Origin of the sequence: Hymenobacter guriensis, assembly GCF_015773195.1 — a bacterium.
In the GTDB taxonomy this organism is placed as follows: Bacteria; Bacteroidota; Bacteroidia; order Cytophagales; family Hymenobacteraceae; genus Hymenobacter; species Hymenobacter guriensis.
In genome coordinates this window covers 284,746-302,518 of the sequence record NZ_JADWYK010000006.1, presented here as the reverse complement: position 1 = coordinate 302,518, position 17,773 = coordinate 284,746, and the positions used below count along the sequence as shown (strand labels likewise).

Here is a 17,773-nt window from a genome sequence, read left to right as displayed (position 1 = left end):
AACAAGCAGCTGAAAATCAGAAAGCTGCCAAAAAACCGGCGGTGGCCCGTCACCAAAGGCTGCCGCAGCTGCTCTTCTGGGTAACACTATTCGCCTTTCTGCGCTATGAAAAAGCTCTTTTTACCCTTGTTCTTTGGTGTGGCCAGCCTGGCTTCGGTACAGGCTCAGGGCGTGCGCCTGGGCCTTACGGCCGGCATGACAGCTGCTACCGTAGGTGGCCCCCGCAATGCCAATACGCCCGAGCCCGACGGCCGCCTGGGTGCCCGCGTCGGCCTCACGGCGCGGCTGCCGCTCACGGCCAGCGGCCGGCTAGCCCTGCAAACCGAGCTAGCCTACGCCGGGCTGGGCTTTCACCTAAAAGCGGCCAGTGGGAACTACGTAGCGTTTCGGGAGCGGCTGCACTACCTGCAGCTGCCGGTACTGATGCAACTGCGCCTGTCCAGGCTGTGGCTGGAGGCGGGGCCGCAGGTGAGCTACCTGCTCGGCCACCGCTGGCTCGACGGCCCCGGCGGCTTGCTGGGCAGCCCCAACATCTACACCGACAACACCGAAAAATTCCACCGCTGGGATTTCAGTGCCGTGGTGGGCGCGGGCTATCAGCTAACCGACAAACTTGGCGTAGGGCTCCGGTACGCGCACGGCCTCACGCCGGTGTACCAGCCTGTATCGGCAGATGGCACCCCGCCCGGCCGCCTGCGCAACCGCTCCCTCAGCCTAAACCTGAGCTACCAGCTGGGACGGTAGCGCCCTATCCGGCAGCAAGGGCCGACGTCTGGAGGCGCAACCTCCACCGGAAGGCCGCCGTATCAGCCCCAGCATAGCCAATGGGCTATATGTTTTTTCCTTTGATACGACCTTTCATGAACAAGTCCTTGCTTTTCCTGTCGGCCGCGGCTGCTATTGCTGTAGCGTCCTGCTCCCAGGACAAACCCGCCGCCGTAGATGCCGCTACCACGCCATCTGCCGATACGGCCGTTGTAGTAGAAAACAACCAAATGGCTAACGATACTGCCGCCTATGGTGCCGATGCCAGCCGCCTCTCCGACCGCATTGCCCAGGACCTGCGCCTGACCGATACGGTAGTGGTAACGCGCATCGAGAAAACCTACTATACCCGGGGCCGCCGCCTGAACGAGGTAAACACGCAGTATGCCACCGATACCACCGGCCGCTACGCTGCCCTGCGCCAGGTAAACGATGACACCGACCGCGAAGTGCGCACCATCATCACCAACTCCGATCAGTACCGCACCTACGAAAGCAACCGCAACGCCTATTACGCCGGCACGCCCTACACCTACCGCGAAACGCAGGAGGCCTCTGCCAGCGGCTCAGCTCGCCGCCGTGGCCCGGCCATTGAAAAGTACGAGCAGAAAAAGAACGGCGAAACCAAAATCAAGTACGCCAACGGTACCACCGTCAAAATCGACAAAGACGGCGACCGGAAAGTGGAATACCCTAACGGCACCAAAGTAAAGCGCGACGCCGACGACGGCCAGCGTAAAGTGAAAGACTAGCCACGTTTTTGAATCCAATAAAAAAGCCTGCCTCGGTAACGGAGCAGGCTTTTTTATTGGAGCAACAGGCTCAGCATGACGTTCAAAAACGTTGCATAGCTTGTTGGGACAGATGCCGTCCTGGCTATGTTCGCGCTTACATGCACTTAGCTTCTTACCCCAAATGCCCGCAGCTCTGCGTCGATGCGCTGGTTCCAGTGCTGCTGGGCGGCCTCGTTTGTACCGTGTTGGGTTTCGGCTTCGTACTGCTCCTGCAGGCGGTTCATCTCCCAGTAGGAGCGCAGGTACTGGAGTTGAATGATGCTGTTGTAATCGGCCACGGTGAGGGAGTCGGGCTGGACTTTGCGCTTGAACCGCTCACCCACCAGCTTCACCAGGTCGAAATGGCGCTGCTCGTGGTTGAGACTATAGTCGGTTTGGGTAGCCGTCCAGGACGAGCTGCGTACTACAAACACCTGCAGGGTAAGGTCGAGGTGCAGGGTGCCGTTTGCCACGCGTGGCCGGCCCGTGTAAGCAAAGCTGGGAAACACGGCCGCCGCAAAATTGCCGGCCGTGCGGCGCGGCCCCGAGAAATCGGCCCACACCAGCGGCCGTTGGGGCTGGTAAAACAGTGTGTCGCCCTCCGCGGCCCGCGCATCATCCAGAAAGCGCACCTGAATGCGCCGGGCCAGGGCCACGTTGCGCGGGGCCTGCTGCGTCATCCAGGTATCGAAGTAGGTGAGGGCACCCACCAGCGCCTGCCGCAGAGCCGGCTCCACGGCGGCCCGCTGGCTGGGCAGGCGCCGGTAGCGGGCCCCGCCGCGGTACTGCGTTAGCGGCACGGTTTCGCCCTCGCGCTGCCAGTCAAAGGAAAAAGCCACGGTAATTTGCCCATCGATGGTGCCGCCGGGGCCGGCCGTTTCGCGTACGCGCAGCTCCTGCACCCGCACGGTGGCGGGCCGCAGCGCAGGGTTGCGGGGCACCGTCCGGCTCACAAACTCGCGCAGGGCCGGCAGTGTACCGCCCCGCAGGTCAACCGCTTCGGTTGCCGTAGCCTGGGCCGAGGCCAGCAGCTGAGCTACGGGTTCCGGCCTGATGCGGGCATCGGCCACGGCCGCCACGTAATATTCGCGGGGGACAAAGGGCAGCCGGGCCGGCTGCAAAACCAGTGGGGGAGAGGGCACCGGGGCAGGGAGCAGTCCGCTGAAAAGCTGCCACAGAGAAAGAAGAAACAACATAGCCGGGGTATCTGCAGAACAGACACTTGCGCCCTGCCGCGGGTTCCGCGCCGCTACCCCAGGCGCTGGCGGCGGTACTCGCTGGGGCTCTGGCCGGTGTGGCGCCGGAAGGTTTTGTTGAAGTGCGACACGTTGTTGAACCCGCTGCCGTAGCAAATCTGCGTGATAGTCAGGTCCTCATTCACCAGCAGGCGGCAGGCCTGGCTCACGCGGTATTCCTGCAGAAAATCGGTGAGCGTGTGGCGCGTCATCTTCTTGAAGTAGCGACAGAACGCTGGCACCGAGAGATTGGCCACGTCGGCTACCTCATCTACCCCGATGGGGCGACGGTAGTTTTTCTCCAGATACTGGTACACTTTGCTCAGGCGCTGCTGCTCGCGGCCGTGCAAACCCAGTCCGCCGCTGCCAGCGTGCAGAGGCTCTACCTCGGTGGCTTCGGCCAGGAGCTGAAGCACGCGCAGCAAAGTGAGCAGGCGGGCCAGCGGCGGCTCCGTGAGCAGCTGGCGCAACAGCGGGTCCAGGGCGGCACGGGTGGCGGGCCCAAAGCACAGGCCCTGGTGGGAGCGGGAAAGCAGCTGCTGAATGGCCGTTAGCTCAGGCCGCTGCCAGAAGGCTTCGCCCATAAAATCGGCCCGTAGCTGCACCACAATTTCCTCGAAGGCGCCCTGCTGCCCGTAGCTGAAGCTCAGGTGCGGCAGGTTAGGCCCGATGAGGGCCAGCTCGCCCTGCTCGAATCGGGAAATGTGCTGCCCGATGTGGCGTCGGCCGGTTCCGCGCGGGACGTATACCAGCTCATACTCAGGATGGTAGTGCCAGAGCAAACCGCCGTTCTGTACCTCCGTGTAGTGAAGCAGCGTGAAAGAACTATCGGTAGTGGGGTGAATGGACTCGTACTGGAGCTGCATAATCGATAATCTATGCCTGGCTGCCACCGGGCTACTTTCAAATATACACGATAAGTCAACATAGCATTATAAGTGGTGAACCACGCGGTTGCAGTGGCCGTTTACAGAGCTGAGATTAGTGCTTACCTTTTTATGTGCCAATGACTTCCTTGTCTTCTCGTTCCGCCAGCCTGGGTTTTATGGCTTCCTGGCTGCTGGTTTCTTCGCTGGCTGTAGCCGCGCCCGAGGTCCCCGCTGCTCCTTCCGATAAGGATAATATTCGGGAACGCGCTAGCAGCGTAACTGGCTACTACCGCTACGCGCTGCATCTGACAAAGGCGCAGCGGCGGGCCGTGCAGCGCTCCACCTACCAGCACCTGATGCAGCTCGACTCCTTGCGGCAGGTGTCGGTAGCTTACGCGGCTGGCGCTGGGTATGCCAGCCCCGCGCCCACGCAGCGCGCCGCTGCCCAGGTGCAGGACCAGTACGATTTGGCCATGCTGCGGATTCTGACGCCCGGCCAGTACAGTACCTTCCGCTGGCTTGGGGAGCAGCAGCCTGCTACGGCGCGCTAGACGGCGCGTTTACCCCAGGCTTTGCAGCCAGGCCGCAGCTTCGCGCAGCGTGCCAAAGCGCTGGAAGTGAAACCCCGCCGGAGCATTGCTGACGATAGTCTGGGTAGCCAAGCGGTGGAGTGGGTTGTGGCCTTCCACAATGGCGCAGTAGTGCGTGTTGCTTTCCTGCATAGCCCGCGGAATCCAGTTCTGCGTTATCCACGTCTGAGCCTCGGCCGACAAAGGCTGGCGCTGGCCGTGTTCCGACACCACTTTGCCAACCCGGGTACTGCGCAGCAGCTGCAGGGCCTGCTCATACAGCTGCTGCATATCGGTCAGGCTGATGCGCTCCGAACTCCAGTTCAGCTGCACGTAGCCCGCCGGAGAATAGGCGACCTGCCCCGCCGTATTCTGGTAATAAGGTTTTTCGCGGCGGTCGAACAAGTTGAGCATAAAAAACTGGTTAATCCAATTTCCGGCCGGCGAAATCGGGGAGGGTGTTGCCTAATAATCGGCAAGCTAAGCGGTTTGTTGGCGGGCCGCAAAAAATGATTATTCTCAGGCGGGCTCCTGCTGCAGAATCTGGCGTACGTGGTGCTCCAGGTGCATGGCATAGTCGTCTATCAGCCAGCCCAGCGTCACGGTATAGCCGTTCTCGAACAACACCTGGTTTTGTAGCGCGTCGGCCGGTATTTGGGCAATCATGCGCATCAGCTGCTCATTATACAGGGTCCAGAAGCTGAGCAGCTCGGCCGCCGGAGCCTGCTGGTACACGCCCAGCCGTACCCATTCGTCCTGCTGATAGGCAACCATGCGGTGGGGTTCTGGTTCTGTCTGGCACAGCACAAATCGGCGGTGGTTGTTGACTGCCGAATCCAGCAAATGGCCCAGCACCTGCTTGCGCGACCATTTGCCCGGGCCCAGGGCTGATGTCAGTTCCGCCGGGGAAAAGTCCAGAAAATGAGCGTTCAGCAGGTTCACCATTTCCCGAAGCCGCCTGATGGCTTCCTGGGTCGTAGCCGGGAAAGAAGTAGGGTTGGGAAACACGCCTGCGTAACAAATAAAAACGCCTCAAAACCAGCCACTCGCCAGGCAGTGGACTCGACCTCGGCCGTAAAGGTAGTTATTTCCGGCGCTGCTCGGCCTGGTGTACCCGTAGTACACTACAAGCAAATCCTGCTATCTTAGAAGGATTCCCCGCGTCGTTACTTTGTGCCGTATGGCTGCCGCTACTCTTTCTGCTCCCGAGACTTCCCCCGTTATCAGCTCAGAACTGTGCGCTGCGTTTGAGCGGCTGCGCGCCCACACGCCCGTGCTACGCCGCGAAGATGCCACTGCCCGCGCCACGCGCCTGCGCCGCCTGGCTGCCTGGATTACCGGCAACCGCGTTGCCATTCAGACCGCCCTGTACGCCGACTTCCGCAAGCCCGCCGCCGAAACCGACCTCACCGAAATCTGGTCGACACAGGCCGAAATCAAGCATACGCTGGCTCACCTGCGGCAGTGGATGAAGCCTCGGCGCGTGGGTACGCCACTGTCGTTGCTGGGCACTACCTCCTGGGTGCAGTACGAGCCCAAGGGAGTGTGCCTGGTGATGGCGCCGTGGAATTACCCGTTTTACCTGGCGGTGGGGCCGCTGGTGTCGGCGCTGGCCGCTGGCAACTGCTGCGTACTCAAGCCCTCGGAGCTGACGCCGCACGTAGCCACGCTGCTGCGCCGCCTGGCCGAAGAAGTTTTCGACCCCGCCGAAGTGGTCGTATTGGAAGGCGGCAAGGACATGGCCACCGAGCTGCTGCGCCTGCCCTTCGACCACATCTTTTTCACGGGCAGCCCCGAGGTAGGTAAAATAGTAATGCGCGCGGCCGCCGAGCACCTGAGCGGCGTGACCCTGGAGTTGGGCGGTAAGTCGCCGGCCGTGGTGGATGCCACCGCCAACCTGCGCGACGCGGCCGAGAAGCTGGTGTGGGGCAAGTTTCTGAATGCCGGCCAGACCTGTGTGGCCCCCGATTACGTGCTGGTGCAAGAACCCGTGCAGGCCGAACTGGTGCGCGAAATGGAAGCCGTCATCCGCCGCAACTACAACCCCGCCGGAGCCGGGGTGGAAAACTCTGAGTCGTTTGCCCGTATCGTCAACCAGCAGCATTTCAATCGGCTGGCGGGCTTGCTGGAAGATGCCCAGGCCACCGGTGCTACGGTGGCCGTGGGCGGCGAGGTGGATGGCCGGCAATGCTTTATAGCGCCCACTGTCCTCACCCAGGTGGCCCCCGACAGCCGCATAATGCAGGAGGAAATATTCGGGCCGCTGCTACCGCTGGTGCCCTTTGGCACGCTCTCCGAAGCAGCCGACTTCATCAACGCGCGGCCTAAGCCCTTGGCGCAGTACGTATTCACGCGCAACGCCGAAAACCAGCGGTACCTGCTGGATAATGTTTCGGCGGGTGGCGCGGCCGTCAACGAAACCATTGTGCACCTGGGCCACTCGGAGCTGCCTTTCGGGGGCGTGGGCAACAGCGGGGTAGGCAAGGCGCACGGGCATTATGGGTTTCTGGCGTTTTCCAACGAAAAAGCCGTGCTCCGGCAGCGCATCGGCCGCACCAGCATCAAGCTGCTCTATCCGCCCTACACCCCCAAGGTGCGCAGAATGCTGGATCTGCTGCTGCGGTATCTGTAGCCGGCCGTAGTGCCTAGCCTGTGCACATTGGTGAGGAAGGCAAGCTGGAGAATAGGCGGTGACGAAGGCGACGTAAGGTGGAAATTCGTTTTTGAAAATAAAGTAGGCAAGCCGAATTCTTTTGCCGATATTTTCCGGCAGCTGATGGCAGCATTCCTTTGCCGGTCGGCCCTTTCCGCGCTTCGTTCTCATGTCGTTTACTCCCACCCAGGCCGCCATTCTTCGGGCAGTGGCCGATACCTTTATTCCGGCTGTGCCGGGTCACGAGCAGGAGCAGAATGCCGCTTACTGGCTTGGCCAGGGCTCCGAGGGCCTCAACCTCGACCAACTGGCTGGTATGCTGGCTGGGCAGCCGACGGGCGTGCAGCAGGAGTTCCGGCAGCTGCTGGGGCTGCTGGCCTCGCCCGCGCTGGGACTTACCTGGCTGGGGCAGCTGCGGCCGTTTGCGGAACTCACCCCGCCCCAGCGTGAACAATTGCTGCAGCGCTGGGCCGGCAGCCCAGTGCCGCAGCTGCGCAAGGCGTTTCACTCCCTGCGCAAGCTCACCATGATGCTGTACTACGGCGGCTCGGTAGTCGTGCCCGACAACCCCGTGTGGGCCGCTCTCGGCTACCCCGGGCCCCAGCCCGACGACCAACCAGTGGATACCGATAAGCCCATCCGCCCACTCCAGCCCACGGCCGATGTGCAGTACGACTGCGACGTGCTGGTGATTGGCAGCGGAGCCGGGGGCGGCGTGGTGGCCGGGGAACTGGCCGCCGCCGGCCATGCCGTGCTGGTACTGGAAAAAGGTCCTTATTGCCACGGCTGCGACTTCACCCAGCGCGAGGTGGATATGCTCAGCAAGCTGTACGACGGTCAGGCGGCCCTTACCACCCAGGATGGCAGCATCGCCCTGCTGGCGGGCAGCTGCCTGGGCGGCGGCACCACCGTCAACTGGGCCGGGGCTTTCCGCACTCCCGACTACATTCTGCAGGAGTGGGCCCGTGAGCACCACGTCCCGCATTTTGCCTTGCCGGAATTTGGCCGCAGCCTCGATGCGGTAAGCCAGGCAGTGAGCGTGAACACCAGCTACGAGCGGCACAACGGTCAAAACCAGGCCTTGTGGGATGGGTCGAGGCAGCTGGGGCAGGAAGTGAAACGCATTCCGCGCAACGAAAAGCACCTGACTTCCTCGGAAGAACACTTCCGCAGCCTCGGGTTCAGCCCCCTCGGCGACCGGCACGGCATCAAGCAGGGTACCCTAAACACGTATCTGCAGCAGGCCTTCGACCACGGTGCCTGCATCCTGCCCGATACTTACGTAACGCGCGTAACCACCGCCCAAGGGCAGGCCACCGGCGCCGAGGCCGTGCATACCACCTCGTCGGGCCAGGCCATACGCGTGACGGTGCGGGCGCGGCGGGTAGTGGTAGCTGGCGGGGCTATTCAGTCGCCGGCGCTGCTGCTGCGGAGCGGACTGCGGCACCCGCATTTAGGTCGGCACCTGCATCTGCACCCCACGGTGGTGGTGTCGGGAGCGTACGCGCAGCGCATGGACCCGTGGTTTGGGCCAATGATGTCGGTGGTGAATGACACCTATACGATGCTGGACGGCAGCAACTACGGCGCCAAGCTGGAAACTCCGCCTGCGCACCCCGGCCTTATGGCCATGGTGCTACCCTGGCACTCCGGCGCCCAGCATAAGCAGCTGATGCTGCAGGCCGCGCACCTGGGCAACTTTATTGTGCTCACGCGCGACCGGGATGGGGGCCGGGTGCGCACCGACCAGCAGGGCCAGCCGCGCATCGACTATACCCTGAGCTCCTACGACCGGGGCCACATGCTGCGGGGCGTACGGGCAGCCGCCGAAATTCACGCCGCTGCCGGGGCCCACACCGTGTATCTGCCCCACGGCACCCTGCCCACCCTGCGCGTGCAGGACGGGGCGGTGCAGAACCCGGCGGTTCTCGACGGCCTTGCCAAACTTAAGTGGCAGCCCAACCGCTTCGGGCTCTATAGCGCCCATCAAATGAGTTCTTGCCGCATGGGCGGGCAAAAAGCCACGCACCCGGTAGCACCCACCGGCGAAACCTACGAGGTGCGCAACCTGTTCGTGGCCGATGCGTCGGCGTTTCCGACGTGCAGCGGCGTAAACCCTATGCTCACCATTATGGCGCTAGCGCACTTTACGGCCCAGCACCTGAAAGCAGGCTTATAGCCGCCTCGGTGCCGGCCGTGAACGGATGTTGGATTTTCGCGTAGTAGAGGGCGCACCAACTTCCCGGCTATGCCCACTTCTTCTCCTCGCGTTGTATTAGCGTTTGCGCTCTGTGTGGCTCTGCTGAGCGGCAGCAGCTGCGCTCGGCGCAAAAAGGATATTCCGGCCGCCACCACCGCTGAGCCCGTAAAAGCCGCTCCCGCACCTGCGCCTATTGCCCGCGCTGCTGCCCGCGACCTGGCCGGCGTGATGGCCGAGGAGCTGCAGCTGTCCGATGATCAGCAAACCAGAGTGCGGGCTTTGCTGCGCTCCACGGTGCAGCAGGTGAACGACGCCCGCAGCCAGTACGCCGCCGACAAGCCTGCCCTGAACAAGGAATTGCTGCGTATCAATGCTGAATCGGAAAAGCAGCTGCAGCAGGTATTTTCGGCCGAGCAGTACAAGCAGTACCAGCTGAAAAAGCGCAGTATGCAGGCCAAGATGCAGGCCATCCGCGCCGGCGGAAGCAAATAAGCTGGTGCATCCCGGCTTGAATCCCCTTGTTTCTGTCCCCGAAAATGCGCCCTCAATCCTACACGCTGCACTTCAACCCCAAGCTGAGTTTGAATGCGGCTGGTAAGCACGTGCGCGACGGCCTTTCCACGGTGCTGCGCACCGGCGACAACCTCTGGCTAAGCTGCGACGAGCGTACCACCATTGAGCGACTGCGCCTGATGGGGCCGCGCGAATTCGGGGAGCATTGCTCGTATCAGCTGGATGAGCTGCTCGATCTACCCGCTGATGAGGCCCTGGAAATCGACATTGAAGGAATAGGCGAGGCGGGCCATTACCTCTGGATTATCGGCTCGCATAGCCTCAAGCGCAAGCAGCCCGACCCCGGGGACGAAGATGTGGAAAAACAGATTGAAAAGCTGGCCAAGGTGAAAGCCGACCCAAACCGCTACCTGCTGGCCCGCATTCCGCTGCTGTTGAACCCGGAAACCGGCAACTACGAGCTGCACAAGCAAGCCCCGCACCCCACCGACCCTACCCAAACCCTGCGCGCTGCCCAGCTGCACGGCAGCACCAGCAGCAACGAGCTGCTGGACGTGCTGGCCAACGACCCTCACCTCAAGCCCTTCCTGAAAATCCCCGGCAAAGACAATGGCTTTGATATCGAAGGCCTGGCCGTAGCGGAGGATGGGCGCCTGTTTGTGGGCCTGCGCGGACCGGTACTGCGGGGCTGGGCCGTAGTGCTGGAGCTGTTACCCCGCGAGGACAAGCACGGCCGTTTGCGCCTGGGCAAAGTGCCCGGCAGCACCCAGCCGTACTACAAAAAGCACTTCCTGCAGCTGGGCGGCATGGGCCTGCGCGAGCTGCGCCAGCTGGGGCCCGACATCCTGCTGCTGGCTGGGCCCACCATGGACCTCGACGGTACCATTGCCGTGTACCGCTGGCCCGACGCCCTGCGCCTGCCCCAGGACAGCCTTATCGACGAAAAGCAGCTGCACCGCCTGTTCGACGTGCCCCACGGCGCTGGCCCCACCGCTGGCCAGGACCGCGCCGAGGGCATGGCTCTGCTCGATGAGACGCACATTCTGCTGGTATTCGACAGCCCTACCGATAAGCGTAAGCCCCAGCCACACCAGGTACAGGCCGATGCCTACCGCCTGCCCCGGTAGCAGCTTTACGTTACCTTCGCCGCGCATTTTTTTCCGCTTAACCTTCCCCTTATGGCAACTGCTCCGCTGGTGCGCACGCCCGAAACCACCCACCGCATCTATTTCCAGGATTGCGACATGCTGGGCCACCTCAACAACGCCCGCTACCTCGACTATTTCCTCAATGCCCGCGAAGACCAAGTAGCCCAGCACTACGCCCTGAACATGGGGCAGTTGGCCCGCGAGCAGAACGCCGGCTGGGTTATTACCAAGCACCACATCAGCTACCTGCGCCCCGCCCGCCAGGGCGAAACTGTGCGCATCCGCACCCAGCTCATCCACTTTGATAACTCCAATCTGGTAGTGGAAATGCAGATGCTGAGCCAGGACGGATTGCGCCTGAAAGCGGTGCTATGGTCGGAAATGGCCTACGTGCAGGTGAGCACCGGCACCCGCACCGACCATTCCGATGAAATGATGGACATGCTGGAAAGCCTGGACGTAGACGACGTGAACTACGATGCCGACGGCTTCGACGAGCGGGTGAAGGCGCTACGCAAAGAGCTTAAGCGCCAGCGCGCCGGCGAGGAAGACTAACCCCACGGCGCCAGTTGCGTTAAAGAAAAGCCGGAGTTGCCCGCCAGGGTTGCTCCGGCTTTTCCTTTTTAACCGTAACACTGCAATTCCATGAGTATTTTCGGAAGCGACGCCCTGAAGGGCAAAACCATAGCCATCATTGCCACCGACGGATTTGAGCAGTCGGAGCTCGAAAAGCCCAAGAAGTACCTCGAAGATGAAGGCGCTAAAACCCACGTCATCTCCCTGAAAAGCGGCTCCATCAAAGGCTGGGACCAGAAAGACTGGGGCGACAAAGTGGACGTGGACAAAGTAATCGGCGAGGTGCAAGTGGCCGACTACGACGCGCTGGTGCTGCCTGGCGGTCAGATGAACCCCGACGTGCTGCGTACCAAGCCCGAGGTAGTAAGCTTCGTGAAGGAGTTCGTGCGCTCGGGCAAGCCGGTAGCCGCTATCTGCCACGGTCCCTGGGTGCTGGTAGAAGCCGATGTGGTGCAGGGCAAGCAAATCACCAGCTGGCCCAGCCTGCAAACCGACGTGAAAAACGCCGGTGGCCGCTGGGTTGACGAAACCGTGGTGGTCGATGGCAACCTCATCACCAGTCGCAACCCCCAGGATATTCCCAACTTCAACGAGAAGATCAAAGAAGCTCTGGTAGGCAAGTAAACGCCTTTGGGTAAGGCACAAAAAATCCCCGCCGTACTGTACGGCGGGGATTTTTTAGGAAAAATCGGGAAACCTAGTTGGTGATACCGATACCTACGTACACCTGAAAAGCACCGTTCTTGATGTCGGTAGCAGCCGTCGAAACACCATTCTTAGGATCTTTGATGATTTCGTTGAAGCCTGCCGTGTAGCGGCCGCCTACCCGGGCTGGGCCCACGCGCGCCTCCAGCCCGGCGGAGAGGCCGTAGTCGAGGCTGTTGTAGCTGTAGCTGTAGATGTACGTGCCATTAGGATCCTGCTCGTTGGCGATTTTGCGGTCCAGGTCGCCTTCCTTCACCTTCGTGAGCAAGGATACCTGCGGGCCCACGTGCAGGCTCACGTTGTCGAGGAAGTTGAACACCAGCAGCACCGGCACCTGAATGTAGTCGAGGCGGGTAGTGGACGTGCCGGTAGTGTTAGGTATAGTTCCTTTGAAGCCCTGGCGGCTGTAGAGAATTTCGGGCTGCAGGGAGAACTTATCGGAGAAGCTGAACTGGGAATAGAAGCCCGCGTGGAAGCTGTTGTAGTTCTTCGCGTCGCCGTAGCTTTTTTTGCCGTCGCCGCGGATGTCGGCGAAGTTCACGCCGCCTTTAATGCCGAAGCCCCCGTTGCGGGAGTCGCTGGAGCTGCCGGAAGCGTAGTCAGTGGATTTGCGGACGCCGATGGGCCCATCCTGGGCGGCGGCCATTGTAACCGATGCCATGGCGCAGGTGAGTAGGAGCAGAAGCTTTTTCATAAGAAGAGAATTTCGGGTGGAAAAAAGCCGCCGGAAAGGCGGATAGCCGGGCTATTTTGTATGCGACTATACTTACATCCGAAAAGAATGTTGCGGCATCCGAAACCAGCTGTGAAAAAAGACCCTGGATTTTTATTGCGAAAATAAAACGGGCTCGTATATTTGGCTTTTTACGGCCGCCACCAGTCGGGGGCTTGCGGGGTATTAGCTCAGCTGGTTTAGAGCGCTACCTTGACAGGGTAGAGGTCACTGGTTCGAACCCAGTATACCTCACGTCTTCCCCCTTCGTGGGCGGCAGCTTTTGCCAGAGCCGCCGCCCGCTTCACTTTCCCGAATCCGGAAATAACCGCCTGAGAGAGCGGTTATTTTTGTCTCCGGCCGTTGCCATGCCGGCTGCTCTTCTATGGTCGCTATTGCCTGGGCGCCCCTCTACGCTCATCCGCTGCCCGCGGGCCACCGCTTTCCGATGCTTAAATACGAGCTGCTGCCCGAGCAGCTTCTGCGGGAGGGTACTATCAGCGAGGTTAACCTCTTTCAGCCCGTTGCCGCCGCAGACGCCGATATTCTGCCTGTGCACGATGCCGGCTACTACCAGCGCCTGCTGCACGGGCAGCTCACGCGCCAGGAAGAGCGGGCTACCGGCTTTCCGTGGAGCCCGGAGTTGATAGCGCGGGAAACGACCATTCTGGGCGGGACCCTGGCCTGCGCCCGCCACGCCCTGCAGCACGGTGCGGCCCTGAACGTGGCCGGCGGCACCCACCACGCTTTCCGGGACCGGGGCGAAGGATTTTGCCTGCTCAACGACCAAGCGGCGGCCGCTGCCTGGCTGCTGGCCCGGCCGGAGCTGGGCGTCCGCCAGGTGCTGATTGTGGACCTAGATGTGCACCAGGGCAACGGCACGGCCAGTATTTTCCGGGAGGAGCCCCGCGTGTTTACGTTCTCCATGCACGGGGCGCGCAACTACCCGCACCGCAAGGAGCAGTCGGATCTGGACCTGGCCCTAGCCGATAGCACCGACGATGCTACTTACCTGCAGCTGCTGGCCGAGACGATGCCCCGCCTGCTGGATGAAGTGCGGCCGGATTTCGTGTTGTACCTGAGCGGGGTAGATGTGCTGGCCACCGACAAGCTGGGCCATCTGAGCCTCACCCGGGAAGGCTGCCGCCGCCGCGATGAGTACGTGCTGGGCCTTTGCCACCGGCATGCTATTCCAGTGGTGGTGTGCATGGGCGGCGGCTATTCCGAGCGGCTGACCGACATCATCGAAGCCCACGCCAACACCTTTCGGGCTGCACAGAACCTGTGGGGATAAGGCTGGCGCGGCCCAGCGCTAGCCGGCTTACAAAGGCCAGCGGCGTCGGGCGCGGGCCATAATTTCGGCCTTGGAGTTGACCTGCAGCTTCTGGTACACCTGCCGGATGTGGTTACGCACCGTGTCGATGGAAATGTGCAGGCGGGCCGCAATCAGCTTGTAGCTTAGTCCGTCCTCGATTCCCTGCACAATCTGCTGCTCCCGGGGAGTAAGCTTTTCCTCGGCCTGCGGGCGGGGCTGGAAGTAGCGGATGACGTGGCGCGCCACACTGGGCGACATGGGGGAGCCACCCGCCGCCACCTGCAGCAGGCTTTCCTTGAGGGTAGGCAGGGGCGTGTTCTTAATCAGGTAGCCCACGGCCCCGGCGCATAAGGCCTGAAACACTCGCTCGGCGTCGCTGTACACGCTGATCATCACCACCTCGGCTTTGGGCAGCTTGGGGCGGATAAGGCCAATACCTTCGATGCCCGACTTGCCGGGCAGTTCGATGTCGGACAAAATAAGCTGGGGCGCAGCGGGCAGATGCGGCAGCATGGCCAGGAATTCCTCCACCGACCCTGCTTCGGCCACGAACTCAAACTCCGGCTGCGCACTCAGGTATTCGGTAAAGGCCTGGCGGATGGCGGGCGTATCTTCGATGAGGGCAAGGCGCAGCATACGGCAAAGGTGCAGCCTAACGGCGTACCGCGCCATAGCATAAAGATGCCGGTCGAAAATCAGGTTAAGGCAGGGGCAGCTGAACCCGCACCCGAAAGCCCTTGTGTTCTTCGCCGGCGCCAAAAAGCACCGTGCCACGTAATTGGCTGGCCCGCTCCCGCATGTTGCGGAGGCCGTGCCCCGCCGGTCGGCCCGTGCCGGTATAGCCTCGCCCATCATCTTTGACTTCCAGGACCAGCTGGCTGCCGTTGCGGTACAGCTGTACCGTTACCAGGCTGGCCTGGGCGTGCTTCACCACATTGTGCAGGGCCTCTTTGTAGATCAGGTACACCTGCTGCCGAACAAGCAGCGGCAGCGTCGGCGGGAGCTGTTCGGCCATCAGGTTGAAGTCGGACTCAATGCCGGCCGGAGGCAGCACTTCGTAGGCGTGGTCGCGCATCCGCTCCAGCAGGCTGGCTACCGAGTCGTTGCGGCTATCCAGGCTCCAGACCACGTCACTCATCTGGCGGGCGGCCGTGCGGCTGGCATCGGCTACGCGCTCCAGCCGCTCCTGGTGCTCGGGCAGGGGCACCAGTTCCCGCAGCAGGCTGCTTTCCAGGCTGATTTGCGTCAGCAGGCTGCCCACATCGTCGTGCAGGTCGGCCGCAATGCGGGTGCGCAGCTCGGCCAGCTGGCGGCGGCGGCGCTGCCGGTACCGGTGAACGGCCCACAGGAAGGCCCCGGCCACAAGGCTGCTCAGTGCCCAAAACCAGGCCCGGGCGTAGAAAGGCGGCGTTACCGTTACAAGCAAAAGTTGCTGCGCTGGTGTCCAGCGGCCACTTCGGCCAGCGGCCCGCAGCCACAGTGTGTAGTGGCCGGCCGGCAGCCGGTTGAACCGCACGCTGGTAGCCGGTCCAAGGTCGGTCCATTGCCGGTCCAGGCCCGCCAGCCGGTAGGCGTATCGGTGCCGCTGCGGGTCATCAAAATCAGCCAGTACAAAGCTCACGCTGAAGAATCGGTCATCGGGCTGCATCGTGAGGCGGGGCGGAGCTGCCGGGCTAGGGTAGCGGGTGCGCAGGCGGTTGGCGCGGCTGTCGTCGTAGGTGAGCTGGGTGAGCAGCAGAGGCGCGGCGGCAATGGGCTGCTCGCGCTGGGGCCGTACCTGCACCAACCCATTCACCGAGCCAAACCACAGCGCGCCCTGACGGGTGCGTAGGGCCGAGCCGTGGTTGAACTCGGTGACCGGCAGCCCCTCCCGACCTTGAAACGTGCGCACACTCAGCGAGGCCCTGTCAATCACGCACAGCCCATTGTCGGTGCTTATCCAAAGCTGCCGGCCAGCGCCGGGCAGCAGCGCGTTTACCATGTCATTCGGTAGTCCTTGTTTTTGGCTTAACCAGGTAAGCCGCTGGCTCCGCAGCCGGCCCAGACCCCGGTTGGTGCCCAGCCACGTTTCCTGTCGGACGGTATCGGCCCAGATAGCCCGCACTGCCGTACCGCGCAGGGCCTCGTAGCGGTATACGGTAGCCGTATCCGTCACGCGGTAGAGGCCCTGCTGCGTGCCCAGCCAGATTTCCTTTTTCCGGCCCATTAGGCTAAAGCAGTTGGCGTCGCGCAGCTCCGGGTATTGCCTGGCCGCCAGCCGCACGAAGCGCCCGGTGGCCGGGGAGAAGCAGTACGCGCCTTCGTACGTGCCCAGCCAGAGGTTGCCGTGGGCATCGTGAGCCAGGGCCCGGATAAAGCGCGTGACGGGTCGTTGCTGCTCGTCCCGCGCCGAAGTGAAATACCGAAGCTGCCGGGTGCGAAAATCCAGCCACGCCAACCCGTCGCCCTCAGTGCCCAGCCACGCCCCGCGGCCCGCCGAGTCCGGCAGCAGCGCATACGCTACAATGGGCTGGTGCTGGCCATTGGGCAGGTTTCGCCAGACAGGCTGACTATGGCCGGTTGAAACCTGCACGTCCAGCAGTCCGCGGTACGTGCCAGCCAGCAGTCGGCCGGGTGCCGCTTCCAGCAGCCCACGCAGCGAGTATGGCTGATTCGGCAAAGGCGCCGCCTGGTGCAGCAGCGTTGTAAAAGCCGCCGCGGGCTCCTGAAACAGCAGCAAGCCATTGCTGGTGCCAGCCCACATACCTCCGCTACGGGCCGGAGCGAGGCAGCGCACCACGGCTCCCAGCGGCAGCAGGCTCGGCGTGAGAGCATACGGCTGGCGCAGGAGCGAATCGTACCGGAGAAGGGTACCGCGGGCAGCGGCGCTCCACACCCGCTGCTGCGCATCCACGGCCAGCAGGGCTTCCCGGTCCTGGGCCCCCGCCGCCTGCACCTTCCGGAAGCGGTTTGTAACTGTATCCAATTGGTACAGACCGTGGCGGGCCCAGCTTGCCAGCATCTGGCCGCTGGCGGTTCGTGCCACGGCCGTCGGCTCAAAACTCGCCAGCTCATCCGGCCCCGCTTTGCCGATTTCATGCCGTTGCAGGTGCCGCCGGGCGGGGGAGTAGCAGTATACCGCCCCGTTGTGCTGCGTAGCCAGCCACAGGTTGCCCCGGCCATCGGGCACAATGCCGGCAATCCAGGTGGCTGTAGCAGCAGCGCTGGTGAGGCGTAACACGCGTTCCGAGGCCCAGCCCGGCCGCCGCCGTAGCAGCCAGCCGGCTTTGGTGCCCAGGTAGAGCGTGCCGTCGGTAGCCACGGCCAGGGCCCGCACCTGCTGGTGAGCCAGCGTGGTGCCTTGGGGGTCGGCGCGGATTAGCTTTTCGACGCCAGTTTGGGTGTTCAGCAAACTCAGACCCTGAGAAGTGCCTACCCAGAGTTGGTTGGGGCTGGTTTCCAGCAGGGCCAGAATAACTCCCCGGTTGATGTTGCCATCGGCCCGGCCGGGCCGATGAAACGCGGTGCCGTCGAAGCGGCTCAGGCCATTGTCGGTGCCTACCCACAGGTAGCCGCTCGCGCTGGGCAGGACGCAGTTCACGCGCCGGTGCGGCAGCCCTTCGGTCAGGCCAAAGTAGCGCATGTCGGCGGGCGAGGCTGCCCAACTCAGTTGTCCCAGCCCACAGAGCAGCAGAACGAGTGTATAGATATACCAGCGCCGGTGCCCGCTGCGCATCATACAGGAACGAGTGACGAATTAA

At 62.6% G+C, this 17,773-nt stretch carries 17 protein-coding genes and 1 tRNA gene; 11 read left to right on the top strand and 7 right to left on the bottom strand.

All coding sequences use genetic code 11. The annotated features are described in order from the left end of the window. The first annotated feature begins 105 nt into the window (after window positions 1-105). Window positions 106-744, top strand: a complete 639-nt coding sequence (locus tag I5L79_RS12375) for a porin family protein (protein ID WP_196955366.1) — start codon at window positions 106-108, stop codon at window positions 742-744. Between the two features lie 116 nt (window positions 745-860). After that, window positions 861-1,517: a T-complex 10 C-terminal domain-containing protein gene (locus I5L79_RS12370; RefSeq protein WP_196955365.1), complete on the top strand. Its 657-nt coding sequence runs from the start codon at window positions 861-863 to the stop codon at window positions 1,515-1,517. 146 nt (window positions 1,518-1,663) lie between these two features. Here I5L79_RS12370 and I5L79_RS12365 read toward each other — a convergent pair whose 3' ends face one another. After that, entirely contained in the window at window positions 1,664-2,734 is a 1,071-nt protein-coding gene (locus I5L79_RS12365; protein WP_196955364.1) for a hypothetical protein, read from the bottom strand. 53 nt (window positions 2,735-2,787) lie between these two features. Beyond that, window positions 2,788-3,639 (bottom strand): AraC family transcriptional regulator, encoded by an 852-nt coding sequence (locus I5L79_RS12360; protein ID WP_196955363.1) that lies wholly within the window; start codon window positions 3,637-3,639, stop codon window positions 2,788-2,790. A 149-nt stretch (window positions 3,640-3,788) separates the two neighbouring features. Here I5L79_RS12360 and I5L79_RS12355 point away from each other — a divergent pair, with 149 nt between their 5' ends. Further along, entirely contained in the window at window positions 3,789-4,193 is a 405-nt protein-coding gene (locus I5L79_RS12355) for a hypothetical protein (protein ID WP_196955362.1), read from the top strand. Between the two features lie 9 nt (window positions 4,194-4,202). On the opposite strand, the gene I5L79_RS12350 is transcribed toward I5L79_RS12355, so the two are convergent. Together I5L79_RS12350 and I5L79_RS12345 are read right to left on the bottom strand one after the other, a co-directional pair. Further along, the gene (locus I5L79_RS12350) at window positions 4,203-4,625 is read right to left on the bottom strand and encodes a hypothetical protein (protein WP_196955361.1); all 423 of its coding nucleotides are present in this window, start codon (window positions 4,623-4,625) and stop codon (window positions 4,203-4,205) included. A gap of 105 nt (window positions 4,626-4,730) precedes the next feature. Continuing rightward, entirely contained in the window at window positions 4,731-5,219 is a 489-nt protein-coding gene (locus I5L79_RS12345; protein ID WP_196955360.1) for a DinB family protein, read from the bottom strand. 172 nt (window positions 5,220-5,391) lie between these two features. Between I5L79_RS12345 and I5L79_RS12340 the strand changes: the two genes are divergently transcribed. The 6 genes from I5L79_RS12340 to I5L79_RS12315 all read left to right on the top strand — a co-directional run bounded on the left by I5L79_RS12340 (window position 5,392) and on the right by I5L79_RS12315 (window position 11,925). Beyond that, the gene (locus I5L79_RS12340; protein WP_196955359.1) at window positions 5,392-6,843 is read left to right on the top strand and encodes an aldehyde dehydrogenase family protein; all 1,452 of its coding nucleotides are present in this window, start codon (window positions 5,392-5,394) and stop codon (window positions 6,841-6,843) included. Between the two features lie 190 nt (window positions 6,844-7,033). After that, on the top strand, window positions 7,034-9,043 hold the full coding sequence (locus tag I5L79_RS12335) for an FAD-dependent oxidoreductase (protein ID WP_196955358.1): 2,010 nt from the start codon (window positions 7,034-7,036) through the stop codon (window positions 9,041-9,043). A gap of 69 nt (window positions 9,044-9,112) precedes the next feature. Continuing rightward, on the top strand, window positions 9,113-9,556 hold the full coding sequence (locus tag I5L79_RS12330; protein ID WP_196955357.1) for a hypothetical protein: 444 nt from the start codon (window positions 9,113-9,115) through the stop codon (window positions 9,554-9,556). Window positions 9,557-9,600: 44 nt separating this feature from the next. Then, complete coding sequence (locus I5L79_RS12325) at window positions 9,601-10,704, top strand: DUF3616 domain-containing protein (protein ID WP_196955356.1); 1,104 nt, start codon at window positions 9,601-9,603, stop codon at window positions 10,702-10,704. A 51-nt stretch (window positions 10,705-10,755) separates the two neighbouring features. Further along, a complete protein-coding gene (locus I5L79_RS12320; protein WP_196955355.1) occupies window positions 10,756-11,280 on the top strand; it encodes an acyl-CoA thioesterase in 525 nt (174 codons plus the stop codon). 90 nt (window positions 11,281-11,370) lie between these two features. After that, window positions 11,371-11,925: a type 1 glutamine amidotransferase domain-containing protein gene (locus tag I5L79_RS12315; RefSeq protein ID WP_196955354.1), complete on the top strand. Its 555-nt coding sequence runs from the start codon at window positions 11,371-11,373 to the stop codon at window positions 11,923-11,925. 73 nt (window positions 11,926-11,998) lie between these two features. Here the strand turns inward: I5L79_RS12315 and I5L79_RS12310 are convergent, their stop codons facing one another. Beyond that, window positions 11,999-12,700 carry a porin family protein gene (locus I5L79_RS12310; protein ID WP_196955353.1) on the bottom strand — a complete coding sequence of 234 codons (702 nt, stop codon included), beginning with the start codon at window positions 12,698-12,700 and terminating at the stop codon, window positions 11,999-12,001. A gap of 198 nt (window positions 12,701-12,898) precedes the next feature. On the opposite strand from I5L79_RS12310, the gene I5L79_RS12305 reads away from it, so the two are divergent. Both I5L79_RS12305 and I5L79_RS12300 read left to right on the top strand, forming a co-directional pair. After that, a tRNA-Val gene (locus I5L79_RS12305) sits at window positions 12,899-12,973 on the top strand. A gap of 130 nt (window positions 12,974-13,103) precedes the next feature. After that, window positions 13,104-14,012 (top strand): histone deacetylase family protein, encoded by a 909-nt coding sequence (locus tag I5L79_RS12300; protein ID WP_196955352.1) that lies wholly within the window; start codon window positions 13,104-13,106, stop codon window positions 14,010-14,012. 27 nt (window positions 14,013-14,039) lie between these two features. On the opposite strand, the gene I5L79_RS12295 is transcribed toward I5L79_RS12300, so the two are convergent. Together I5L79_RS12295 and I5L79_RS12290 are read right to left on the bottom strand one after the other, a co-directional pair. Continuing rightward, on the bottom strand, window positions 14,040-14,669 hold the full coding sequence (locus I5L79_RS12295) for a response regulator (protein ID WP_196955351.1): 630 nt from the start codon (window positions 14,667-14,669) through the stop codon (window positions 14,040-14,042). A gap of 64 nt (window positions 14,670-14,733) precedes the next feature. Beyond that, window positions 14,734-17,751, bottom strand: coding sequence for a sensor histidine kinase (locus tag I5L79_RS12290; RefSeq protein ID WP_196955350.1), 3,018 nt, complete (start codon window positions 17,749-17,751; stop codon window positions 14,734-14,736). Between the last annotated feature and the right edge of the window lie 22 nt (window positions 17,752-17,773).